The following is a 22781-nucleotide window of genomic DNA, read 5'->3' as shown; positions in this document are numbered from 1 at the left end:
TCTACCGAGCGCCGCATCGTGTCATGGGCGTTCAATCCTGAGCGGTCGGCCGGATGACGATGCTGCCCACATCCACGTCATCAGGTTGATCGATGGCGTATGCGATGCCCCGCGCGATCGCGGCAGGCGGGATGGCGATAGCCCCGATCCGTGCCGCCATGGTCTCCTTGACCGCCATGTCGGTGAACGAGTCGGCGAGATTGGTCGCGATCATACCAGGCGACACCTCGGTCACTCGCAGATGCGGTCCTGCTTCCTGCCGCAGGGTCTCGCTGACTGTCCGAACGGCATTCTTGGTCGCGGCATAGACACCCATCGTCGGCACGATCTTGATGCCGGCCGTCGATACCACGTTGATGACATGTCCGCTGCGCTGGCGTGCGAAGATCGGCAGCGCAGCGGCGATCCCGTACAGCGTGCCACGCAGGTTTACGTCGATCATCGCGTCCCAATCTTCGACCCTCAGGGCATCAAAGCGCGAAATAGGGCTGATACCGGCATTGTTGACTATGACATCCAGCCCGCCTTCACGGTCCACCGCGAGTGCCACGAGGGCCTCAAGATCGGCACGAACGGTCACGTCGGTCACCTTGTAGGCCACCTTGCCTCCGACCGCGGCAATATCCCGGGCGACCTCCGCCAGGGCGTCCTCGCGCCGTGCGCCGAGCACCACCGTCGCACCCGCTTCCGCTAGGAGAATTGCGGTCGCGCGGCCGATGCCGCTGCTCGCCCCGGTGATCGCCACCACTTTGCCAACAATGCTCATGTTCATCTCCTTTTCACCAGAGATGGGTAAAGCGCGCTGGACGTGCTATGCTTGAATGGCCATGAGTTTGTCGCAATCGTCTCGAACCTTCGATCCGCTATCGGATGTACTTACGGTGCTCGATGCGCGGGCGACCCGGAGGACGCGCTTGGAGGGCTCCGGCGACTGGGCGTTGGCGTTTCCCGCGCGAGAACGCCTGAAATTCGTCGCTGTTCTGCGTGGGGTGAGCTGGCTCCTGCTGCCCAATGTTGCTCCCCAGCGGATCGAGGCGGGCGACTGCTGCTTGATCGGCTTCACTGAATATGTGGTTGCGAGCGATCCCGCCCTGATGCCGATCGACGGTTCGTCACTGTACGCCGAAGGAAATGACCTTGTGCGCCTGGGGGGTGACGATGCGGTGGCGCTCGGCGGTGGAATTTCTTTTACGCGAGGGAATGCTGCCTTTCTCCTCGATATGCTGCCGGCGTTCATGCACATCCCCAGCACGTCGACTGGAGCCGCGGCGATCACGGCGGTCCTGGGTCTGTTGGACGCGGAAGCAGGGCAGCCCGCGATGGGAAACGACGTCGTCACGGCCAGGTTGGCCGAGGTTCTTATGATCCAGGCGATCCGCACTTTCGCATCGGCTTCGGACACGACCCACGGTTGGCTTGCTGCGTTGGTGGATCCACGCATTGGCCGAGCGATCCAATGTTTTCATGCCGATATCGCGCGGCCGTGGACCGTTGCCGATCTGGCCGGCGTGGCCGGGATGTCGCGGGCCGCCTTCTCGGCGGCCTTTACCCATCGCGTAGGACAGGCACCGCTCGCCTATGTCCGCAGGTGGCGAATGACGCGCGCACGGGCCGCGCTGGCCGAACGTTATTCGAGCGTTAGCAAGGTGGCGGCGAGTGTCGGCTACACCTCTCAAAGCGCATTTGGCCACGCTTTTCGTCGAACCTTTGGTGCCGCACCACGACAGCACACGGCTTGAGGCGGGAGCCTTTCTGGCAGACTTATCTCCGCTTATCTCCCGGTCCGCTATTGCCCTTGTCTCGACCAGGCCACGACGGCACTGACGTGTCAGTCGCGTGAAAATGCGCCGCGGAAGGCGACTGCGGCGAGGATCAGGCTGGCGATGGCGTTCCAGCCGGCCAGCGACAGGCCGAGGATGCGCAGTGCGGCCTTGTCGCAAGAGGGCGGCACGAATTTGTCGAGCGCGTCGAGCACGCCTTTGCCGCCGGTGTCGACTGGGCCGGCGCCCGCCGTGCAATCGGCCGGACCCTGCCACCAGGCCCATTCGACGCCGGAGTGATAGACGCCGAGATAAAGGCCGTAGAGCATCAGGAGGCCGCCGATGGCCAGCAGACCGCGCGTCACCCATGCCGGTGCGCGCAGCATCGATGCGATCACCGCCAGCACCATCAAGGGCACGCCGATGTAATACGGCGTGCGCTGTTCCAGACAGAGATGGCAGGGGATGTAGCCGCCGATATGCTGGAAGCCGAGCGCCGAGCCAACGGTCGCGGCCATTGCGACCGCTAGAAACAAGGCAGCGCGTGTCCGCTGGCGTCCGGTATCGGCATTCATGGTCGCTGTCATGGTTCTATCGTCCGTTGTGTTCGCCGCCCGCCAGGTCCGCCTGCCACTCTCAAAACCGGTTTTGAGAGGGCCTCAGACGACGTATTTGATCAGGATATAGAGCAAAATCAGGGCAACCGCGGCGGCGCCGGCGATCAGGCCCAGGCGCTTTTCGATGAATTCGCGGATTGGCTCGCCATAACGGCGCAAAAGCCACGCCAGGAGCAGGAAGCGGCCGCCACGCGCGATAATGGCCAGCACGATGAACAGCGCCAGGTTGACGCCCAGCGCGCCGGACAGGATCGTCACCACCTTGATCGGCGGCAGATGCGCCGCACCCGAGGTGACCAGCATCAGGGCGATGAACTCGATGCTTACGCCCGCGGAGGAGCGCAACTGCTCGAACTCGTCATACTTGCCGTAGAATTCGAGGATAGGCCGCGCCACCGCGTCATAGGCGTAGTGGCCGATGAACCAGCCGGCAATGCCGCCCAGCACCGAAGCGACGGTGGCGATGAAGGCATAGCGATAGGCCCGGTCCGGCCGCGACAATGCCATCGGCAGATAGAGCACGTCGGCCGGCACCAGGAATACCGAGCTTTCGACGAAGGCGATGAAGGCCAGCCACCATTCGGCGGATTTGCGGGCCGCCAGTGACAAGGTCCAGTCGTACAGTCCGCGAAGCATCGGCTCTCCTAGTGGATGTCGTGCACGCTGCGGTTCTCGGATACCGGCATGCATGAGACAAGGGCCTAAAGCGCCGCAGCCATCGCTTTCGCGGACATTTGAACGCGAGCCTGTCTAGAAAGATTTTCCGTGCCGCACAATGGCAGCGCTGTTTACGAAATCGTAAGGCGCGGGTTCAAGCGCGCCGACATCGGCAAATCTGCAACAGGCCAGTTGACGAACAGGCCTCCGACCGTATAGTCCGCGCCCATCCAGGCCGCCCGGCCTGAGCCCCTATGGCGGAATTGGTAGACGCGCTCGACTCAAAATCGAGTTCCGCAAGGAGTGCTGGTTCGATCCCGGCTAGGGGCACCATTCCATGTTCAGCTGCTGATTCGCCTTTGCTTGCCCGCGGATGGTCCAGGCGAACCCGGTGAGACCATGGCTGTTGACAGCAGGCGCAGGCGGTATTTCGCCGAATCTCATGCTTGCGGCTCATCCGGGACAAATTCAGAGCAGCAGGCTGGCGCCGTTGCGGCAACCTGCTCCCGCTATGTGATGTTCCATTCGGTCGTCATGATGTTTGGGGTCGAAATGCTGCCGAGACAACTTCGATCAGAGCGCTCTGCGAAGTATCCATCGAGAGGCCAGGAAATTGAGACTCGTCGTGATGGCGAGGGTGGCGAGGTATGCGGCCAGCGCGTTTTCGAGGATGTCTCGTAGAAAATGAAGGCTTGCCAATCCGATCAGGAACACGACGACCACCAGGCCGCCCATCGCCAGCCGGTCCGCAAGGGCGGTGCGGCCGCCTGGGAAAACGCGTTTCGGATAGAGCACCATGACGAACAACAGACCTGTCAGCCAGGCAATGGCATAGGAAAGACCTGAAGGCAGGACAGCGAGGGCGGCAAAATAGATGAGGCTGGTGAAGGCTGTGTTGAGACCACCGGCGACGAGGAAGCGGACAGCGTCTGCGCGCATTCGGTCAACGGCCGTCCTGTCCGACCACGCTGAGGAAATCCGTATAGTCCCTGATGTAGTCGCCCGCATCATAGTGATGCGAAGCCATGACCAGCAGGACCGTGTCCGGCTGGAATTTGTACTGGATTCCCCAGATGCCCGGCGGCATGTAGAGCCCGATCGACGGTTCGGCCAGAGAAACCTCTTTTCTGTCATGGCCGTTGTCGAGGACAACGGAAAGCCGCCCATGGGCCGCGATCAGGAATTGATGGCATTCGCGATGCGCGTGCTCGCCCCTGACCTTGTCGGAAGGCACACCGTAGACCAAGAAGGAGCGCGCCGGTTTGAAGGGCAGGTTCGAACCGAACTCCAGCGGTGCGATCTCGCCGCGCAGGTCGCCAAAATGCGGCAGCCTCCAGAGTTCGCTGCCGCCGATGCCAAGCGGCATTCTTTCGCCGGGCGTATCGGGGAATGTCTGCGTCACTGTCGGCTGGATTTGCGGACCGGTCTGGTAGCCGATGATGATGGCTGGATTTCCGACCACCACGGCATTGGCGGGAACATTCTTGGTCACCACCGCGCCGGCGCCGATCATCGCCTGACGTCCGATGACTATGCCTGGCAGGATGGTCGCATTGGCGCCTATTGACGCGCCGTCCTCCACCGTCGTCAGAAGAAATGCCTCGGGATACTCTTTCGAGCGCGGGAAACGATCGTTGGTGAATGTCGCGTTTGGACCGACGAACACGCGGTTCCCAAGGCGGAGGCCGTCCCACAATTGAACGCCGCTTTTTATGGTCACGTCATTACCGATCACCACGTCATTCTCGATGAAGACATGATCACAGATGTTGCAGTCCGCACCGATCACGGCGCCCTTCAGAACATGGGCAAACGCCCAGATGCGTGTTCCCTGGCCGATATGCGGACTTTCGCAGATGCCCTGCTCATGAACAAAAAATGCCTTGTCGGTCATTTCGATGTCCCCTCGACGACGCGGCTGATCACTCGCAGGGGCCGTGACTTGGTGTTTTCAACCGCCCGCCAGAGATAGCAGCCCAGAATGCCCTGGACCATCAGACTGGCCGATCCGAAGCCCACGATCAGCAGCACCAGCGTTGTGTAGCCGGCCGCGTCAATGTTGCCGAGCAACCGCGCCATGACGGTAACGGCTGCAAACAGCAGGCTGAGCAGGCAGCCCGCGAAGCCCACCCAAAGGGTCAGAATTATCGGGAAATCGGAGAACGAAAAGATGCTGTCCATCATGTATCTGAACCGACGGGCCATGCTCCACGCACTCGTCCCATGCTCCCGTTCGCGGCGGCGATAGGGCACGAATTCCCGCCTGAAGCCGACCCAGAACAATTGCACGACAAGCGAGCTGTTGGGCTCCTCGATGGACAGGATCGCTTCCAGCACCTGGCGGTTGCAGGCAAAGATATCGACCCCACCGCTCGGCATGCTGGGCAGGACGAGCCTGCGGTAGGCCGCCCAGAACGCTTTCGACAAAAACCGCGTTACCGGCGGATCATTGCGGCCCGTCCTGCGCCCGAATACGACGTCGGCGCCATCCTTCTCCAGGATCGAGAAGAACTCCACGATCAGTTCCGGCGGCTCTTGCAGGTCGGCGGCCATGGCGGCGACATGCTCGCCAGAAGCATGTTCGAGACCTGTTCGAATGGCGGTGAAAGAGCCGAAATTCCGGCTGTGAAAGATGATTTTATAGTCGAAGCCGGAGGTCTTCAGCGCATTGAGAAGCAAAGGCCCCGATTCATCCGGCGACCCATCGATGACAAAGACGAACTCGATATCGCCCGCATACCTGGCGTGAAAATTGGCGACCGCCTGCATCAGGGAGGGGATATTCGCCTGATTGCGGTAGATCGGAAAAACGATCGTGCGTGTCGTCACATTGCCTCCCATTGGGCGAGTGCCAGACAGACTTGGCCGACCTCGTCATTCGTCATGTCGGGATAGCATGGCACGGTGCAGAGACGGTTGACGCTGGCCCGTGTGACCACCAGATCTTCGGTTCGTTTCATCGGCAGTCCTGCCCAGCCGACCTGATCGCAGTCAAGGACGGGGTAATGGACCTCGGTATCGACGCCATGCTCCTTCATGAAAATCCTGAACGCATCGCGCTCGTCGCACAAGGCGACGGCAAGATGCGCGACCGCGCCGTCACCGCCTTCCACGAATTGCAGCCGCCGCCTGGCCGCCGACTTGTAGCGGCCCAGAATAGCACGGCGTCGTTCGTTTCTATCGCCCAGATCACGCAGAAAGACATCAAGAACGGCCGCCTGGACCTCATCCATGCGGGAATTCCGGCCATGGGGTACGCCGACATGATATTTTGCCACCCAGCCATATTGCTGCAGCCGCCGCACCTGTTCGGCGATCGTCGGGTCCGACGTCAGAACGGCGCCTCCGTCACCCGTCGCGCCAAGGTTCTTGGTTGGGTAGAAGCTGAAAGTGGACACGTCCGCGAGCGAACCCGCCACGCGCCCGCCGATGCGTGCGCCATGTGCCTGCGCACAATCCTCCACGATCGGAATATGTGAGAGGCCGGCCTCGGCAAGTGCGCTTTTGAGGGCGCCGACATCGACGACGCCGCCATAAAGATGCGTGACGACGATGGCGGCGGTGTCCGTGCTGGCCGCGGCCAGCACCGATGAAACGCTGATCAACTGGCTGGCTGCATCGATGTCGACATAGTGGGGGACAAGGTCGTTGTGCCAGCAGGCGCAACTTGCGTAGCCGCCGGCATTGGCAGCCGTGATGACTTCGCGTCCCCGAGCGCCATTGCGCCCGACAGCCGCGGCCAAGGCCAGTTCGAGAGCGTCCGTTCCGTTGGCCACAAGGACGCAATCCGAGACGCCGATGAAACCTGCGAAGTTGGCGGCGAATTTCTTGCCCATCGCGCCATTGAGCCACCATCCGGAGCGCAGTGTGCTTGTTACTTCACGTTCAATTTCGACCTGGTATCGTTGATACAGCCGCTTGAGGTCGTTCATCGGGACGGAATCTTGTTTCGTCATCGGCGACTCAATGGCTGAATCTGTTTTTCACTTCGAGAGTGGTCGCTGGACACAACTCTTGGCAAGCTGAATTAATGCTGCTGCCGAGAACCGCGACCTTCATTGCGGAACGCGATACGCCGGCTGTGGGACAAGCTGATTGAACGCAGCCGAGCTCGTCTCGACGGACCCCTTAGCGCCGCCGCAGCAAGCTCTTCATCCGGTTGCGCAGCAGGCGCGCCATGTTGCGGGTCTCGCGGTAGAGATGCAGTTGCGAGGCGGCCTGGCGGGCGAGACGGTCGGCATCCCTGGTCAACCCGATCACCAATGTGCCGACCGGCTTGCGCTCGCTCCATAGCCGGCTCATCACCGGGTGATCGGGCACGGCGCAGGAATCGGTCATCATGATGTTGGGGTCGTCGAGATGCTGCCTGGTGACTTCGATCATCAGCAGCGTGCCGGGCGAATAGACGGCCAGCGTCTCGTCATAGGCGGTCTTCCAGGTGTAGGCGACGCCAGCCTCGACGAAGACGATCAGGCAAGCGATGGTGCGGCCGTCCAGCGTCAGCGAATGGATGCGGCACATGTCCTGTTCGGCGAGCCGGTGCACCGCCTCGCGGGCAAAGGCGGCGCGGAAGCGGTCGATCGCCATGGCGGTGCGCTCGCGGCCTTTCCAGCCGGACGCTTCCAGCGTCAGGAAGTGCTCGATGGCGTGACGGATCTCCTCGGGGCCGCGTGCCACGACATGTTCGAGCTTGCCGAGATCGCCGAGGCGCCGCTTCAGGCGGCGGAACTCGCGGTAATGGTGCGCGCTCAGCGAAGCCTTCAGATAATCGTCGCCGTCGAGTTCGCTCTCCAGCACGGGGCGTGAGATCTGGCCCGTGGTGACCAGCATCAGGCCGCGCGTCTCGGCCACGGTGCCGATCAGGCTCGCCACCGGACCGTCGAGCCTGATGTCAGGCAGGACCAGGACTTTCGGCAGCTTCAGATGCGGGCGCGACAGCATCGAGAAGAAATCCTCGACCACGCCGACCGGATCGTCGCGGTCGATCAGCGGCGTGCCGAGCGGGCCGAACGGGCTCGACCATGTGCGCATGACCGGCACGCCCAGCGGCACCACCGGCCGTTCCACCGAGATCGGCACCAGCAGGCGCAGCCGGTTGCGGTATTCATCACCGTCGCGGATCACGGCAAGACGCACCTCGCGGTCTTCCAGGCGGGGCATGGCCGGCGCCAGGAAGCGGGGGTTGAAGAAGACGTTCGGCTCGATCGTGCGGGCGCAGAGATAGTCCAGTTCCTCGACCAGGTCGAAGCCGGCCGATGCCGGGTAGATGGCGAGTTTGCGCTCGGGCCGGTTGTTGGCGAGGATCTCGATATGGGCCGGATCGGCGTCGCGCGCCAGCCCGGCAAGGCCGGACACCATGGCGCCGGCCGGACCGCCGCTGGTTTCCTCGAGCAAGGGGATGGCTGCCATCAGGCGGCTCCTTTGGCTGGCACGAAGATCGCCATGACGATGCCGAGCTTGCGCCAGACCGTGAAGGACAGCGCGCTGGCCTCGAAGATCATGGCAAAGGCGGTGGCCATGGCCGCGCCCCACAAGCCAAAAAGCGGGATCAGCACCACGTTGAGCCCGATGTTGAAGGCCAGGGTCATGGCATAGACGGCGGCGCAGACATTCTGGTTGCCGCTCATGGTGAGCAGGCTTTCGCAGGGACCCACGGCGGCCCGCGCCACGACGCCGAAGACAAGCAGGAACAGGAGCGGATAGCCAGAGGTGAATTCCGGGCCGAACAGCACCAGCATCGGTTCGCCCAGCGCCAGCACCAGGAACGCCATCAGCAGCGAGGGCCAGAAGGTCCACGATACCGTCTCGCGGGCGAAGGCGGCAAGTTTTTCCGGCTCGCCATGGGTGAACTGCGCGTAGCGCTGGGCGACGCCGGCCTTGACCGCGAAATAGACGAAATGCACCAGCGCCAGCGTCTTGACCGTGGCGAAATAGACGGCGACGTCGTTGGGATCCATATAGGCGCCGACCATCAGCACATCGGCATTGGTGAGCAGGAAGAAGAAGCTCTCGACCAGGAAGATCGGCAGCGAGACGATGAACCATTGCGCGAAATGCACTTTCATCGGGCCGGCCGGAATCTGCCTTTCCATGCGCTGGGTGACGCCGATCAACTGAGACAGCGTGGTGACGTAGGTGGCCGCGATCGAGGCGAAGATCGCCGTCCGCGCGTCGGGGGCGTAGCCTGCCCAAAGCATCAGCGCCATGAACAGCAGGATCAGCACCGGCCGTATCAGGTAGGTCGGCGATAGCGCGAACAATGCCCATGAATTGGCACGCGCCAGCCCCTGCAGCAAATCCGACAGCGCGATCATCGGCAGGCAGATGACGCCGAGGATGAACGGTATGACGTAGTAATTTTCGATCCAGGGTGCGGCCAGCCAGACACCGAGGGCGCCAAGGCCCGCGATCAGCGTCGAGGCGATCAGCACGAACAGACGGCTGGCCACGACGATGCCGCGCAATTCGTCCATCAGGCCGCGCTCGCGGTATTCGGGAATGAAGCGGATGACCGATGTGTGGAAGCCGAGGCAGGCGAGATTGCCGACGATGACCATCGTCACCCAGACCAGGACGAAAATGCCGTACTCGAACGAGCCCATCCAGCGCGCCATCAGCACCTGGCTGATGAAGGCAATGACGGCGCTGACGATGCGGATGGAGAAGGCGATGACCGACATGCGGCCGGCTTCGCCGCGCTCATCGGCGGTGAACAGCACGGCGTCGATGTGGTCAAGCAGCGGCCCCACGCGCAGCGCCAAACGCTGCGGCAAGAACCGCCCAGCAGTCGTGGCCGCGGAAAAGCGCACCCCGATTTCTCTCCGTTTTCCGCCTCTTTTCACGCTTTGGTGTAGCGAAGACACCTTAAGAAAGCGTGGGTGGGGGCGCTTCCTTCTCCCCGTTCACGGGGAGAAGGTGCCGGCAGGCGGATGAGGGGCGGCGCCGGCTTTGGAGTTTGCACTGTGGATGCGGGAAGAAGAAAAGCCATCCGCAAAACGAATCGGCTCGCCGGGAGCGGGCCAGGCATTGTTTTTGGTCGCAGACAAACGCCAATCGGCGCCGCCCCTCATCCGGCCCTTCGGGCCACCTTCTCCCCGTATAGGGACGGGGAGAAGGAAGAAGCGTCCGTTACGCAAACGCGCCGTGGCAGTGCTTGTATTTCTTGCCGGAGCCGCAGGGGCAGGCTTCGTTGCGGCCGACCTTGCCCCAGGTGGCCTGGTTGTTGGGGTCGCGATCCTCGGGAGCGACGATGGCGTTGCTTTCCTGGCGCACCAGAAGAGCCGTTTCGCCGCCTTCGAAATCATTCTCGCCGGTGGTGCCGTCAATATGCGTGCCGAACATGTCGGGGGCTTCCGGCGGCGGGGCTTCGGCGGCCTGGCGGACCAGTTCGACGCGCATCAGCTGCGCGGTGACGGCCTGGCGCAGATTGCCCAGCATCGCCTGGAACAGCTCGAACGCCTCGCCCTTGTATTCCTGCAGCGGATCGCGCTGGGCGTAGCCGCGGAAGCCGACGACCGAGCGCAGGTGATCGAGATTGACGATGTGCTCGCGCCACAAATGGTCGAGCGTCTGCAGCACCACGGAGCGCTCGACATAGGTCATCACCTCGGGGCCGAAACGGTCGGCGCGTTCTTGTGCCGCGGCTTCGGCGGCTTGAGAGATGCGCTCGCGGATGTCGTCCTCGGCGATGCCTTCTTCCTTCACCCAGTCCTCGATCGGCAGGTCGAGATTGAGGAATTCGGCGACCTCGGCCTTCAGGCCGGCGACGTCCCACTGTTCGGCATAGGCGTTTTCGGGAATGGCCTTGGCGACGATCTCGTCGATGACGCCTTCGCGCATCTCGGCAATGGTTTCCGAAAGGCCTTCGCCGTCCATCAGCTCGATGCGCTGCTCGAACACCACCTTGCGCTGGTCGTTGGAGACGTCGTCATATTTCAACAGGTTCTTGCGGATGTCGAAGTTGCGGGCCTCGACCTTCTTCTGCGCCTTTTCCAGCGCCTTGTTGATCCAGGGATGGATGATGGCCTCGTCTTCCTTGAGGCCGAGCTTCTGCAGCATGCCGTCCATGCGCTCGGAGCCGAAGATGCGCATCAGATCGTCCTGCAGCGACAGGAAGAATTTCGAGCGGCCCGGGTCTCCCTGGCGGCCGGAACGGCCTCTGAGCTGATTGTCGATGCGGCGTGACTCATGGCGCTCGGTGGCGAGCACGTAGAGGCCGCCGGCGGCCAGCGCCTTTTCCTTCAGGCGCTCGATGTCGGCATAAATCTCCTTTTCGCGCGCCTCGCGCTCGGGACCCTCCGGCATGTCGCCCAGTTCGTCGGCGATGCGCATCTCGGCATTGCCGCCGAGCTTGATGTCGGTGCCGCGGCCGGCCATGTTGGTGGCGATGGTGATGGCGCCGGGCTTGCCGGCCTGGGCGACGATCGCCGCCTCGCGCTCGTGGTGGCGGGCGTTCAGCACTTCGAAATCCTTGAAGCCTTCCTTGCGCAGGCGCTCGGCCAACTGCTCGGACTTTTCGATCGAGGTGGTGCCGACCAACGTCGGCTGGCCCTTGGCGCTGGCTTCGCGGATCTCCCTGACGATCGCCTTGTACTTCTCCTCGACCGTCCGGTAGACCTCGTCGTCCTCGTCCTTGCGGATAACGGGCAGGTTGGTCGGGATCTCGGTGACCTCGAGGCCGTAGATGTTGCCGAATTCCTCGGCTTCGGTCAGCGCCGTGCCGGTCATGCCGGAAAGCTTCTTGTAGAGGCGGAAGTAGTTCTGGAAGGTGACGGAGGCCAGCGTCTGGTTCTCCGGCTGGATCGCCACATGTTCCTTGGCTTCGAGCGCCTGGTGCAGGCCTTCCGAATAGCGGCGGCCGGGCATCATGCGGCCGGTGAACTCGTCGATGATGACGATCTCGCCGTTGCGCACGATGTAGTCCTTGTCGCGCTGGAACAGCCGGTGCGCCTTCAGCGCGTTGTTGACGTGATGGACGATGGCGACGTTCTCGACGTCGTAGAGCGACTCGCCCTTGAGCAGGTCGGCGTCGCGCAGCATATTCTCGAGCTTCTCGGTGCCTTCCTCGGTGAAGATCGAGGTCTTCTGCTTCTCATCGATCTCGTAATCCTGAGGCTGCAGCTTGATGATGAAGGTGTCGATGGTGTTGTACATTTCCGAACGGTCCTCTAGCGGACCGGAAATGATCAGCGGCGTGCGCGCCTCGTCGACCAGGATGGAATCGACCTCGTCGACGATCGCGTAATTGTGACCGCGCTGCACCATCTGGGCGCGCTCGTACTTCATGTTGTCGCGCAGATAGTCGAAGCCGAGCTCGTTGTTGGTGGCGTAGGTGACGTCGGAGGCGTAGGCGACGCGACGCTCCTCGTCCGACAGGCCGTGGACGATGACGCCGACCGACAGGCCGAGGAATTTGTAGACGCGGCCCATCCATTCGGAGTCGCGGGTGGCGAGGTAGTCGTTGACGGTGACGACATGGACGCCGTTGCCGGCGAGTGCATTGAGATAGACCGGCAGCGTCGCGACCAGGGTCTTGCCCTCGCCGGTGCGCATCTCGGCAATGCCGCCATTGTGCAGCACCATGCCGCCGATCAGCTGGACGTCGAAGGGACGCATGCCAAGCACACGGCGCGCCGCCTCGCGGGCGGTCGCGAAGGCTGGGATCAGCAGATCGTCAAGGCTTGCGCCGTTGGTGATGTCCTGGCGGAATTTTTCCGTGCGGCCGGCAAGCTCGGCGTCGGAGAGCGCCCGCATCTCGTTTTCCATGGCGTTGATCGCCTCGACACGGGGGCGGGTCGATTTGACCCGACGGTCGTTGGAGGAACCGAAAACCTTACGGGCGAGACCGCCGAGACTGACCATCCAATGGTCCTTTCGATAGAATTCTCAATCTTGAGACAGGCGCCGGCCGGCCCCATCACATCCACGTGAACGCACCGCTTGAATGCGGGCAAACACAAAAAGCGCCCGGAAAACGGTTCTGGACGCCAAGTCGATGGACAGATAAGAGGGGGCTCAACTGATGTCAACGCCGCGCTGGCCCTGCCGGTCGCGCCAAATTCCGCCATAATCTGGCCGATCTGGAAGCCGCCCTCCTTACAATCCCTCACCGGAGTCATTCTTATGTCCTTGTTGTTCAGCCGTGCGTCGCTTGCCAGCCTTGGCCTGGCCCTCGGCCTGTCGGCTCTTTGCCTGTCGCCATCGATGGCGCAGGAGACCGCTCCCGCACCGGCCGCCCCAGCGGATGCGGCCGCACCGGCCGCGGCGCCGGTCGATCCGAACACCGTGATCGCCACCGTCAACGGCCAGCCCTTGACCGAAGCCGATCTGATGCTTGCCGAGGGCGAGCTGTCGCAGCAGTTCGCGCAGTTGCCGCCTGAACAGCGCCGCGCCGCCGCCCTTTCGGCGGCGATCGAAATCCGTGTCATGGCCGCCAAGGCCGTTACCGACGGTCTTGACAAGGATCCCGATTTCCAGCGCCGCATGGCCTTCCTGCAGCAGCGCGCGCTGCATGGCGAGATGGTCGAAAAGGGCGTCGTCGACAAGGTCACCGATGCCGAGGTTCGCGCCCGCTACGACCAGGAAATCGCCAACACCCCGCCGGTCAACGAGGTGCATGCCCGTCACATCCTCGTGAAGACCAAGGAAGAGGCCGAGGCGATCATCAAGCAGCTCGACGGCGGCGCCGACTTCCAGAAGCTCGCCAACGAACACACCTCGGATCCGAGCGGCAAGTCCAATGGCGGCGACCTCGGCTGGTTCGGGCCTGGCCAGATGGTGCCGGAGTTCGACAAGGCGGCCTTCGCGCTCGATGTCGGCAAGTACACCGAGCAGCCGGTGCAGTCGCAGTTCGGCTGGCACGTCATCAAGCTCGAGGACAAGCGCGCCAAGCAGCCGCCGGCCTTCGACGAGGTCAAGGACCAGGCCAAGCAGGCCGTCATCCGCGACAAGTATTTCGCGCTGGTCAAATCGCTGCGCGCCGGTGCCAAGGTCGAGATCCCCGACGCCAACCTCAAGAAGGCCGTCGATACGCTGGAAAGCGCCAAGTAAGCCCGAACAGCTTCGAAAAGGGCGCGGCAGCCGGAAGGTGCCGCGCCCTTTTTGTTGGCACGTGCCAGCGGGCGCCTATCTGCCGGGCGCTGCTATGCCTTGCAGGAGATAGCGGACCACCTTGCGAATCGTCGCTTCGGGCTCGTCGAGCCGGTTGGTCAGGAGATGCCGCCACGCGTAGGAAGCCAGGAGGTCGGCGACCACGGCCGGATCGATATCGCTGGCGATTTCGCCCCTTGCCTTGGCACGTTCGATGATCTGGGTGGTGTGGGCGCGGCGTCCGCTGGCGTAACCGGCAAGAGCCTCGGCCGCGGTCTCATCCGACTGCGCCTCGGCGATCAGCGACCTGAACACGCTTCCCGACGATGTCTCGCGCCAGTGGAAGAACAGGTTCTCCAGGAAGCCGACGAGATCTTCTTCCAGTTTTCCCGTATCGGGAACGTCGACGCGTTTCTGGCGCTGGTAGACTTCCAGCAGCAGCGCCGCCTTGCTCGGCCACCAGCGATAGATGGTCGGCTTGCCGGCGCGCGCTCGCCGCGCCACCGCCTCGATCGAAAAGCCGGCATAGCCGGCCTCGACGAGCACGGCCTCGGCTGCCTCCAGAATGGCGTCCGCACTGTCGGGATTGCGCCGCGCCCCGATCGATCTGCGCGCCGTATCCGCCGCCTCGGCCATTCCTGTCGTCCTCGTTCAATTCGCCGGCATGATAAGTGATCCGGTGATGAAACGAAACGATCCGTTTTTGGATGCAGAGGCGCCGTCATCAGGCGGTGGTCGTCACATCGGCTGCGACGTCTCGGACACGATGCGCCATCCCTTATCGATCTTGATCAATTCCAGCGTCACCCGCGCCTTGCCGGCCACGCGCGCCGCCGACTTGTCCTTTGGCGTGTAGTCGTAGCTCATGGCAAAGACGGCCTGGGCGCTGCCCTCGCCGTGCGGTGTAACCTCGAGGCTGCCGGGGTCGAGGCCAAGCGACCAGGAGGCCCATTGCGCGAACCAGTCGCCCTTCACCTTCGCAAGCGTCTCGGCATCGTAAGGCGTGCCGAAGATGGTGGCGGATGCGCCATAAAGCCGTCTGACGGCCGCGCGCATGTCCTTGGTGTCAGGCTGCAGATAGTCGTCGCGCAGGAACTTCTCGATCGCGCTTTTGTCGTCGCCGACCGAACGCTCGAGCGCAGCCACTTGCGTCGAGGGCGCGGGCGCGGCCGTCGGTTCCGGGGCCTTCACCGGTCCTTCGCCCGGCACGAACTCGAAGCGTTCGAGCAGCGATCCCTGCTCCCAGGGTCGCTGGGCCTCGCGGGTTTGCGAAACCACGTCGCGGCGCACCGCGATCATCATGTCGTTGATGCTCTGGCCGGGTTCGGCGATATGGCGCAGCAGGGCCTGGGCGAAAGGCGAGTTGCGCCCGCTGCCGTCCATGGCGACAGCACCTGGCGCGGTCGAAAAGGCGATGAAGGAACCGCGCGTCGAATCGAACTGCGCCAGACCCGCCAGCGCCGTCGCCGAGCGGGTGGTGGCGGTGCGGCTCAGGCTGCGGGCAAACGGGTTGTTGCGGCAGGCATCGAGGAAGACCAGGCTGACCTTGGTCTGCTGTTCCATGATGTCGAGGACTTCGTCGATCGGCACGGCTTCGAGCTGCAGCTTCACCGGCATGTCGAGCCTGGCGTCGACCGGCACGATGTAATTGCGGCCGTCGACCTGAAGGCCGTGGCCGGCATAGTAGAAAAGCCCGACGCCGGCACCTTCGAGCGCATCGGAGAACTCGCCGATGCTGTGTTCAAGCTCGCGCTTGCCGAGGTCGTTGCCTTCGATGACCTCGAAGCCGATGGAACGCAGCTTGTCGGCGATGTCGAGCGCGTCGTTGACCGGATTGGCCAGCGTGCCGGCCTCGGCATAGCTACCGTTGCCGATGACGAGCGCGACGCGCCGCCCCGGCTCGGCGTCGGCGCGCAGCAACAGAAGTCCGAGAAATGCCCAAGCGAGGATCGCAAGCCTGCCCATGGGGAAGATCATAGCGCCACGGACCCCGGCGATGCCAACGGATTTGAAATGCAAGCTTAATCCTGACCGGGTTTGTCCCTGGCCGGAGCGACGAAAACGCGCTTGCGCCCGCGCGCCGTATCGGGCAAACCGGCCTTCCCCTTGCGATTTTCCCGCCCGAGGTCTCCATGTCCACGACGATTTCGCCGCTCGCGCCGAAGAAATACCCCAAAATGCCGGAAATCGAAGGGGTGCGCATCGCCACCGCCGAAGCGGGGATAAAGTACAAGAACCGCACCGATCTGCTGGCCATGGTGTTCGACGCCGGTACCGCGGTCGCCGGCGTGTTCACCAAGTCGAAATGCCCCTCGGCGCCGGTCGATTTCTGCCGCCAGAACCTTGGCGCCGGCCAGGCGCGGGTGCTGGTCGTCAATTCCGGCAACGCCAACGCCTTCACCGGCAAGAAGGGCCGCGAGTCCACCGCGATGACGGGCGAAGCGGCGGCGAAGGCCGCGGGCTGCACGCCAGGTGAGGTTTTCCTGGCTTCGACCGGCGTCATCGGCGAGCCGCTCGACACATCCAAGTTCAGCCATCTGCTCGCCGGGCTGGTCAGCGATGGCAAGCCGAACCTGTGGACCGAGGCTGCAAGGGCCATCATGACCACGGACACCTATCCGAAAGTGGCGACGCAGACGGTGAAGCTCGGCGACGCAGATGTCACCATCAACGGCATTTCCAAGGGTGCCGGCATGATCGCGCCAGACATGGCGACGATGCTCTCCTTCATCGCCACCGACGCGCCGATCGCGGCACCGGTCCTGCAGGACCTTTTGTCGCGCGGCACTGCCAAGACATTCAACGCGGTGACCGTCGACAGCGACACCTCGACCAGCGACACGCTGTTGTTGTTCGCCACCGGCAAGGCGGCAAAGCGCGGCGCGCCTGAAATCACCGATCCCAGGGATGCCCGCCTTGGTCAGTTCCGCCGGGCGCTCGGCAAGGTGCTGAAGTCGCTGGCGCTGCAAGTGGTGCGTGACGGCGAGGGCGCGCGCAAGCAGGTCGAAGTCACCGTCACCGGGGCCAAGTCGGCCCGCTCGGCCAAGCGCATCGCGCTGTCGATCGCCAATTCGCCGCTGGTCAAGACAGCGGTCGCCGGCGAGGACGCCAATTGGGGCCGCGTCGTCATGGCCGTCGGCAAGGCCGGCGAGCCCGCCGACCGCGACCGGCTGTCGATCTGGTTCGGCGACAACCGGCTGGCGCATGAGGGCGAGCGCGACCCGGCCTACTCGGAGGAAGCGACCTCGGCCTACATGAAGCACGATGACATCCGCATCCGCGCCGATATCGGCATCGGCCGCGGCAAGGCGACGGTGTGGACCTGCGATCTCACCAAGGAATATGTCGCCATCAACGGCGACTACAGGAGCTGATCGCGTTGGTTTCGCGTCATCCGGCAAGCATGCTCGCGACCGTGCGCCGCTACGAGGCGGCCGGCTTTCGCGCCTGGCCCGCGGCCGCCGTCCATTATGACGGCACGTGGGTGGTGCGCCTGACCGCGGGACATCCGGCCAAGCGGCTGAACTCGGTCAATCCACTCGATCCCGGCGACATCCAGCACATCGCCGACCGCATTGGCCGCGCCAGCCGCCGCTTCGACGCCTATGGCCGGCCATTGACGTTCCGCATGTCGCCACTGTCGGGCCCCGATCTTGCCGGCCATCTCGACAAGGAAGGCTGGAGCCGGTTCGACGAATCGCTCGTCATGCGGCTGCAGTTGGCGGACGCGCGGCTCGACGACGCCATGGACCAGATTCCGCTCAAGGACATCAGCCGCTTCATCGGAGCATTGCTCAAGGTCAGCGGCTCGGACATATCGCTGCGGCCGGGCCTGTCGGAGATCATCGGCGCTATCCAGCCCGAAGCCGGGCTGTTCGCGCTCGAGGATGGGGCGGAGCCGCTGGCGACGCTGATCTGCGTGCATGACGGCGATCTTGCCGGCCTGTTCGAGATCGCCACCGACAAGGCGGCGCGCAACAAGGGTCACGGCCGCAACCTGATCCTGTCGGCGCTGAAATGGGCGCGGCTGCGTGGCGCGCGGGAGGCCTGGCTGCAGGTCGAGGCCGGCAACGCGCCGGCGCTGGCGCTCTACCGCGCGCTCGGCTTCGAGGAAGTCTACCGCTACCACTACCGCCGGCCGCCCGGCCATGAATGATCTGACATCCGGCGGCAAGCGCCTGCTCCTGGTCGCCGCTTGCGCGCTGGTCGACGCCGATGGCCGCGTGCTGCTGGCGCAGCGTCCGCAAGGCAAGCAGCTTGCCGGCCTGTGGGAGTTTCCCGGCGGCAAGGTCGAGCCCGGCGAGACGCCGGAACAATGCCTCATCCGTGAACTGCATGAGGAGATCGGCATCGAAACCGAAATCCCATGCCTGGCGCCACTGACCTTTGCCAGCCATTCCTATGACGATTTCCATCTCTTGATGCCGCTGTTTGTCTGCCGCCGCTTCCGCGGCATCGCCCAGCCGAGGGAAGGGCAGGCGCTGAAATGGGTGCGGCCGAAACAGATGCGCGACTATCCGATGCCGCCGGCCGATGCGCCGTTGATCCCGTTCCTGATCGATCTCCTCTGACGATCGAAGGCTGATTGGACCACGGTCCATCAGCCAGCGTTAATGGAAGATTTATCTCATCATGAAAAATTGATGCATGGCCGTTTTTCGCGTGGCCGCCACAATTTCGCTGGGGAGCGAGGAATGAGCCTGGACAGGGAGTGGGATTCGATCCGGCCCGAGCGCGGTTTTCGTGCCGCCGATGCCGGCATGGGCGTCCTGCGGATCGCGCTGCTGTTCGGGTCGGCCGCGGTGGCGCTGGCGCTGATCGCGACCCCTTTCCTCGACAGCCAGACGCGTTCGCAAACGGCCCGCGATGGTTTCCCCGGCCTCGACATGACGGCTACCGGTTCGATCAGCCACCGCAGCACCTATACAGTGCGCCGCAGCGTGTTGCAGGCCGAACCCGGCGCGGTCTGCATTATCCGCTCCGATGGCAAAAGCAGCGGCGACTGCTGACAAGGTTAAGGCATTGCCGAAAGGCGGCGATTTCATCCCCTGTTAAGCCTTTGCCGTTAACCTTTCTTAACAGATCGGCCGTAAGATCGTGGCAAGGGGGAAATGAGGTGATGAAAACAGTGCTGCTGCGCTTTCTGAAGGACGAAAACGGCGCCACGGCCGTCGAATACGGCCTGATTGTCTGCGTACTGTCGCTGACGATCATCGGCGGTATCGGCCAGGTCTTCAACTCGATCACCTGGCTGTTCAGCGACAACGGCAGCAGGCTTGCGAACGCTTTCGCGCACTAGAGCCTGCGAACAGGTCAATGCCCTTCAGGCCCCTCCAGTATAGTCTTTAGCGAAACCTTGGCCGAACCGGGCTTCAGCGGCTTTTGCTGCGACGCGTCGGGCGCCCAGCCGGACATCCAGACAATCGAAAAGCTTGCCCTGACGCGACCGTCGGGGTCGGAGAAGCGTTCGGCGTAGATTTCCGCGGCGCGGGCAAACAGTCTGCGCGAGCCCGGCCGCCGGCTGCGGTCGGCAAGCGCGCTGGTTTCGCCCATGGAACGCAGGTCGGCCATAAGCGCAAACAGATTGGCATAGCGCACCGTCACCGTCTCGACGTCGGCGACCGGCAACGCGAAACCGGCGCGCTGCAGCAGTGCGCCAGCATCGCGCACATCGGTGAACGGGATGACGCGCGGGCTGGCGCCACCGTAGATATCGGTCTCCGCGGCAAGCAGGCTTTCGCGCAGTTCCGACAGGGTGCCGGCGCCCGCGAAGGCGCCGAGGAAAAGTCCGTCCGGCCGCAGGGCGCGGCGGATCTGGATCAGCATGCCCGGGATGTCGTTCATGGTTTGCAGCGACAAAAGCGACACCACCAGATCGAGCCTCTGCGGTTCGAACGGCACGGTCTCGAGCGGCGCAATCAGGCCGGCGGCACCATTCAGGAAAGCCGCGTCCGTCTCGACACGGGCGATATCGGCTACCTTGCCGCTCTGCGCAAGGACGTCGGCCGCGGCCGAGGTCTGGCAAAACAGCACCGCCGCCTTGGCGAACCTGCGCTCGACGGCACCCAGCCGGTCGGCAAGATCCTCGGCGGCGCGATGCATGAGGAAGTCGGCACCGTCAACCGGATGGATGAGCGCGCGCCGCTTGTGCGCCAGCCACAGAGAGGTATCCATTATAGGCTGCAAGGGATGGTCCTTGTATGTCCGCGCCCTGATATGGTTCGTATGGTGGGCGACGAGAAACCAACCACGTGGCCGATCCGATGCCCAAGATCAAGTCCGACGAGATCAGGAAGCTGGCCGGGTCGGCAGCCCGGTCGGCTCTGGGCTGGCCGGCGCGCATCCTGTTTCCGCCGGTCTGCGCCGGTTGCCGCCGGCAAGTCTCGCAGCCCGGCGTGCTGTGCGGCGCCTGCTGGCCGAAGCTGCGGCTGCTGGAGCGGCCCTGGTGCCCGGTGATGGGCACGCCGTTCACCCATCATATGGGGGATGGTTTTCTGTCGGCGGAGGCGATCGCCGATCCGCCGCCCTTCGAACGGGCGCGGGCAGCGGTCGCCTATTCCGGCGTGGCCCGCCAGATGGTGCAAGGGCTGAAATACCAGGACCGCACCGATCTCGCTCCCTGGATGGCGCGCTGGATGGTTCGCGTGGGCGCCGACCTTATCGCCGACGCGGATGTGGTGGTGCCTGTGCCGCTGCATTGGCGCCGTTTTTTCAGGCGGCGGTTCAACCAGTCGGCGGAACTGGCGCGCTCGGTTTGCGAGCTCAGCGGGCTGTCTTTCGCGCCTTCCGCCATGCGTCGTGTCAAACTCACCCGCCAGCAGGCCGGGCTGGAGCGGCAGGAGCGCGAGGAGAACGTGCGCGCCGCCTTTCGCGTGCCCGCCGAGGCGGAGATTGAGATTGCAGGCCGCAGGGTGCTTCTGATCGATGATGTCTACACCACCGGCGCCACCGTGCGTGCCGCCACCAAGGCGCTGAAAAAGGGAGGCGCTGCCGCCGTCGACGTGCTGACCTTTGCCCGCGTGTTGCCTGGGGACTTCCGGGCGGACGAGTCCACGACTATATAAGTCGGCAACGGAAACGGAATTCGTCATGGTCGATGTCACGATCTATACGCGCATGATGTGCGGCTACTGCACGGCGGCCAAGCGGCTGCTGGAGCGCAAGGGTGTCGCCTATACCGAGCACGACGCCTCGTTTTCGCCGGAGCTGCGCCAGGAAATGATGTCGCGCGCCCACGGGCGCACCACCTTTCCGCAGATTTTCATCGGCGACACGCATGTCGGCGGCTGCGACGACCTCCATGATCTGGAGGCGGAGGGTCGACTGGACAAACTGCTCGCCAACGGCTCGTCGATTTGAGGTGTGACAATGGGTGTTTTCAAGGCAGCGGCAATCCAGATGCGTTCAGGCGAGAGCCCCGAGCGCAATGCGGTCGATCTCGAACGATTCGTGCGTGAGGCCGCGGCCCAAGGCGCAACCTACATCCAGACGCCGGAAATGACCGGAGCGCTGATCCGCGACAGGCAAGCGCGCGCCGCGTCCTTCACCTCCGAAGACAAGGACATCATCGTCGCGACCGCGCGCAGGCTGGCGCGCGAACTCGGCGTGTTCCTGCATATCGGCTCGACCGCTATCCTGCGCGCCGACGGCAAGCTCGCCAACCGCGCGCTCCTGTTCGGCCCCGATGGCGTGACGCTCGCCAGCTACGACAAGATCCACATGTTCGACGTCGATCTCGACAATGGCGAGAGCTGGCGTGAATCGGCCGCCTACGAGCCTGGCACGGAGGCCGTCGTCGCCGGGATCGGGGGCGCGAAGCTCGGCTTCGCCGTCTGCTACGACCTGCGCTTTCCGCAACTGTTCCGCGCCGAGGCGATGGCCGGCGCCGATCTGCTTTCCGTGCCCGCCGCTTTCACCCGCCAGACCGGCGAGGCGCATTGGCACGTGTTGCTCAGGGCACGCGCCATCGAGAACGGCGCCTTCGTCGTCGCCGCCGCGCAAGGCGGCCTGCACGAGGATGGCCGCGAGACCTATGGGCATTCTCTGATCATCGATCCGTGGGGCCGCATCATCGCGGAAGCCGCGCATGACGAGCCTGGGGTGATCGTCGCCGAGATCGATCCGGCGCAATCGCTTGCGGCGCGCAAGAAGATCCCGAATTTGAAGAATGCGCGGGATTTCGCCATCAATGCCGGCGAGGTTGACGCGCCACGTCTCAGGGGTGCCGCCTCTTGATCCGCTTTTCCCTGATCTGCGAAAACGAGCACGAGTTCGAGGGCTGGTTTCGCAGCAATGACGATTTCGACACCCAGAAGAAGCGCGGCTTCGTCGATTGCCCCAGCTGCGGCTCGCAAAAGGTCGAGAAGGCGCTAATGGCGCCCGCCGTGTCCACGGCCCGCAAGCAGGAAACCATAGCGCTTGCCATGGGCGAGGCGCAGAAGCAGGCGCTGGCGCAACTGAAGGCGATGGCCGAGAAAGTGCGCGAGAACGCCGACTATGTCGGCGACAAGTTCGCCGAGGAAGCGCGAAAGATCCACTTCGGCGAAACCGATGCGCGCGGCATCTATGGCGAGGCGACGCTGGAAGAGGCCAAGGGCCTTGCCGAGGACGGCGTCGATTTCATGCCGATTCCAGTGTTTCCGGACGACCGGAACTGAGC

24 protein-coding genes and 1 tRNA gene are annotated in these 22781 nt (G+C 63.8%); 12 read left to right on the top strand and 13 right to left on the bottom strand.

Features of this window, described 5'->3' with window-relative positions:
- Window positions 1-31: 31 nt before the first annotated feature.
- Window positions 32-766 carry an SDR family oxidoreductase gene (locus EN851_RS13820; protein ID WP_135883462.1) on the bottom strand — a complete coding sequence of 245 codons (735 nt, stop codon included), beginning with the start codon at window positions 764-766 and terminating at the stop codon, window positions 32-34.
- 55 nt (window positions 767-821) lie between these two features.
- Between EN851_RS13820 and EN851_RS13815 the strand changes: the two genes are divergently transcribed.
- The gene (locus EN851_RS13815; protein ID WP_348630722.1) at window positions 822-1739 is read left to right on the top strand and encodes an AraC family transcriptional regulator; all 918 of its coding nucleotides are present in this window, start codon (window positions 822-824) and stop codon (window positions 1737-1739) included.
- Window positions 1740-1828: 89 nt separating this feature from the next.
- Here the strand turns inward: EN851_RS13815 and EN851_RS13810 are convergent, their stop codons facing one another.
- The gene (locus EN851_RS13810) at window positions 1829-2347 is read right to left on the bottom strand and encodes a disulfide bond formation protein B (protein ID WP_127872244.1); all 519 of its coding nucleotides are present in this window, start codon (window positions 2345-2347) and stop codon (window positions 1829-1831) included.
- A 72-nt stretch (window positions 2348-2419) separates the two neighbouring features.
- The gene (locus EN851_RS13805) at window positions 2420-3013 is read right to left on the bottom strand and encodes a YqaA family protein (RefSeq protein WP_127277861.1); all 594 of its coding nucleotides are present in this window, start codon (window positions 3011-3013) and stop codon (window positions 2420-2422) included.
- 269 nt (window positions 3014-3282) lie between these two features.
- Here EN851_RS13805 and EN851_RS13800 point away from each other — a divergent pair.
- Window positions 3283-3367: transfer RNA gene (locus tag EN851_RS13800), tRNA-Leu, on the top strand.
- 240 nt (window positions 3368-3607) lie between these two features.
- Here the strand turns inward: EN851_RS13800 and EN851_RS13795 are convergent.
- From EN851_RS13795 to secA, 7 genes are all read right to left on the bottom strand, one after another.
- Window positions 3608-3973 carry a GtrA family protein gene (locus tag EN851_RS13795; RefSeq protein WP_135867532.1) on the bottom strand — a complete coding sequence of 122 codons (366 nt, stop codon included), beginning with the start codon at window positions 3971-3973 and terminating at the stop codon, window positions 3608-3610.
- 4 nt (window positions 3974-3977) lie between these two features.
- Entirely contained in the window at window positions 3978-4928 is a 951-nt protein-coding gene (locus EN851_RS13790; protein WP_135929428.1) for a WxcM-like domain-containing protein, read from the bottom strand.
- A complete protein-coding gene (locus tag EN851_RS13785; RefSeq protein WP_135929427.1) occupies window positions 4925-5875 on the bottom strand; it encodes a glycosyltransferase family 2 protein in 951 nt (316 codons plus the stop codon). Before EN851_RS13785 ends, EN851_RS13790 begins: the two co-directional genes overlap by 4 nt.
- Entirely contained in the window at window positions 5860-6990 is a 1131-nt protein-coding gene (locus EN851_RS13780) for a DegT/DnrJ/EryC1/StrS family aminotransferase (RefSeq protein WP_135929426.1), read from the bottom strand. Before EN851_RS13780 ends, EN851_RS13785 begins: the two co-directional genes overlap by 16 nt.
- 172 nt (window positions 6991-7162) lie before the next feature.
- Window positions 7163-8443 (bottom strand): GNAT family N-acetyltransferase, encoded by a 1281-nt coding sequence (locus EN851_RS13775; RefSeq protein WP_127872277.1) that lies wholly within the window; start codon window positions 8441-8443, stop codon window positions 7163-7165.
- Window positions 8443-9843 carry a lipopolysaccharide biosynthesis protein gene (locus tag EN851_RS13770; RefSeq protein WP_135929425.1) on the bottom strand — a complete coding sequence of 467 codons (1401 nt, stop codon included), beginning with the start codon at window positions 9841-9843 and terminating at the stop codon, window positions 8443-8445. Before EN851_RS13770 ends, EN851_RS13775 begins: the two co-directional genes overlap by 1 nt.
- Window positions 9844-10162: 319 nt before the next feature.
- The gene (gene secA / locus EN851_RS13765) at window positions 10163-12895 is read right to left on the bottom strand and encodes a preprotein translocase subunit SecA (RefSeq protein ID WP_135929424.1); all 2733 of its coding nucleotides are present in this window, start codon (window positions 12893-12895) and stop codon (window positions 10163-10165) included.
- A gap of 261 nt (window positions 12896-13156) precedes the next feature.
- Between secA and EN851_RS13760 the strand changes: the two genes are divergently transcribed.
- Window positions 13157-14083 carry a peptidylprolyl isomerase gene (locus EN851_RS13760; RefSeq protein ID WP_127279460.1) on the top strand — a complete coding sequence of 309 codons (927 nt, stop codon included), beginning with the start codon at window positions 13157-13159 and terminating at the stop codon, window positions 14081-14083.
- A gap of 75 nt (window positions 14084-14158) precedes the next feature.
- Here EN851_RS13760 and EN851_RS13755 read toward each other — a convergent pair whose 3' ends face one another.
- A complete protein-coding gene (locus EN851_RS13755) occupies window positions 14159-14758 on the bottom strand; it encodes a TetR/AcrR family transcriptional regulator (RefSeq protein WP_135883459.1) in 600 nt (199 codons plus the stop codon).
- 102 nt (window positions 14759-14860) lie between these two features.
- Complete coding sequence (locus EN851_RS13750) at window positions 14861-16141, bottom strand: caspase domain-containing protein (RefSeq protein WP_245520740.1); 1281 nt, start codon at window positions 16139-16141, stop codon at window positions 14861-14863.
- A gap of 113 nt (window positions 16142-16254) precedes the next feature.
- Between EN851_RS13750 and argJ the strand changes: the two genes are divergently transcribed.
- The 5 genes from argJ (at window position 16255) to EN851_RS13725 (ending at window position 19421) form a co-directional block, all read left to right on the top strand.
- Window positions 16255-17496 (top strand): bifunctional glutamate N-acetyltransferase/amino-acid acetyltransferase ArgJ, encoded by a 1242-nt coding sequence (gene argJ, locus EN851_RS13745; protein ID WP_135929423.1) that lies wholly within the window; start codon window positions 16255-16257, stop codon window positions 17494-17496.
- A 29-nt stretch (window positions 17497-17525) separates the two neighbouring features.
- A complete protein-coding gene (locus tag EN851_RS13740) occupies window positions 17526-18278 on the top strand; it encodes a GNAT family N-acetyltransferase (protein ID WP_135867586.1) in 753 nt (250 codons plus the stop codon).
- Window positions 18271-18693 carry a (deoxy)nucleoside triphosphate pyrophosphohydrolase gene (locus EN851_RS13735; protein ID WP_127872284.1) on the top strand — a complete coding sequence of 141 codons (423 nt, stop codon included), beginning with the start codon at window positions 18271-18273 and terminating at the stop codon, window positions 18691-18693. Before EN851_RS13740 ends, EN851_RS13735 begins: the two co-directional genes overlap by 8 nt.
- 123 nt (window positions 18694-18816) lie before the next feature.
- A complete protein-coding gene (locus EN851_RS13730) occupies window positions 18817-19131 on the top strand; it encodes a hypothetical protein (RefSeq protein ID WP_135929422.1) in 315 nt (104 codons plus the stop codon).
- 110 nt (window positions 19132-19241) lie between these two features.
- Window positions 19242-19421 (top strand): Flp family type IVb pilin, encoded by a 180-nt coding sequence (locus EN851_RS13725; RefSeq protein WP_127280913.1) that lies wholly within the window; start codon window positions 19242-19244, stop codon window positions 19419-19421.
- Window positions 19422-19435: 14 nt separating this feature from the next.
- Here the strand turns inward: EN851_RS13725 and EN851_RS13720 are convergent, their stop codons facing one another.
- Complete coding sequence (locus EN851_RS13720; protein ID WP_135929421.1) at window positions 19436-20308, bottom strand: methyltransferase domain-containing protein; 873 nt, start codon at window positions 20306-20308, stop codon at window positions 19436-19438.
- A 65-nt stretch (window positions 20309-20373) separates the two neighbouring features.
- On the opposite strand from EN851_RS13720, the gene EN851_RS13715 reads away from it, so the two are divergent.
- From EN851_RS13715 to EN851_RS13700, 4 genes are read left to right on the top strand one after another with little or no spacing between them, the layout of a single operon-like run.
- A complete protein-coding gene (locus EN851_RS13715) occupies window positions 20374-21186 on the top strand; it encodes a ComF family protein (protein WP_135929420.1) in 813 nt (270 codons plus the stop codon).
- Between the two features lie 25 nt (window positions 21187-21211).
- The gene (gene grxC, locus EN851_RS13710) at window positions 21212-21481 is read left to right on the top strand and encodes a glutaredoxin 3 (protein ID WP_127280365.1); all 270 of its coding nucleotides are present in this window, start codon (window positions 21212-21214) and stop codon (window positions 21479-21481) included.
- A gap of 9 nt (window positions 21482-21490) precedes the next feature.
- The gene (locus tag EN851_RS13705) at window positions 21491-22357 is read left to right on the top strand and encodes a carbon-nitrogen hydrolase family protein (protein ID WP_135929419.1); all 867 of its coding nucleotides are present in this window, start codon (window positions 21491-21493) and stop codon (window positions 22355-22357) included.
- Window positions 22354-22779: a DUF1178 family protein gene (locus EN851_RS13700; RefSeq protein WP_135867523.1), complete on the top strand. Its 426-nt coding sequence runs from the start codon at window positions 22354-22356 to the stop codon at window positions 22777-22779. The genes EN851_RS13705 and EN851_RS13700 overlap by 4 nt, the downstream gene beginning before the upstream one ends.
- Window positions 22780-22781: the final 2 nt, after the last annotated feature.

Source organism: Mesorhizobium sp. M8A.F.Ca.ET.208.01.1.1, assembly GCF_004791315.1.
In the GTDB taxonomy this organism is placed as follows: Bacteria; Pseudomonadota; Alphaproteobacteria; order Rhizobiales; family Rhizobiaceae; genus Mesorhizobium.
Note: the sequence above shows the minus strand (reverse complement) of the source record. Positions and strands in the feature narration are given on the sequence as shown.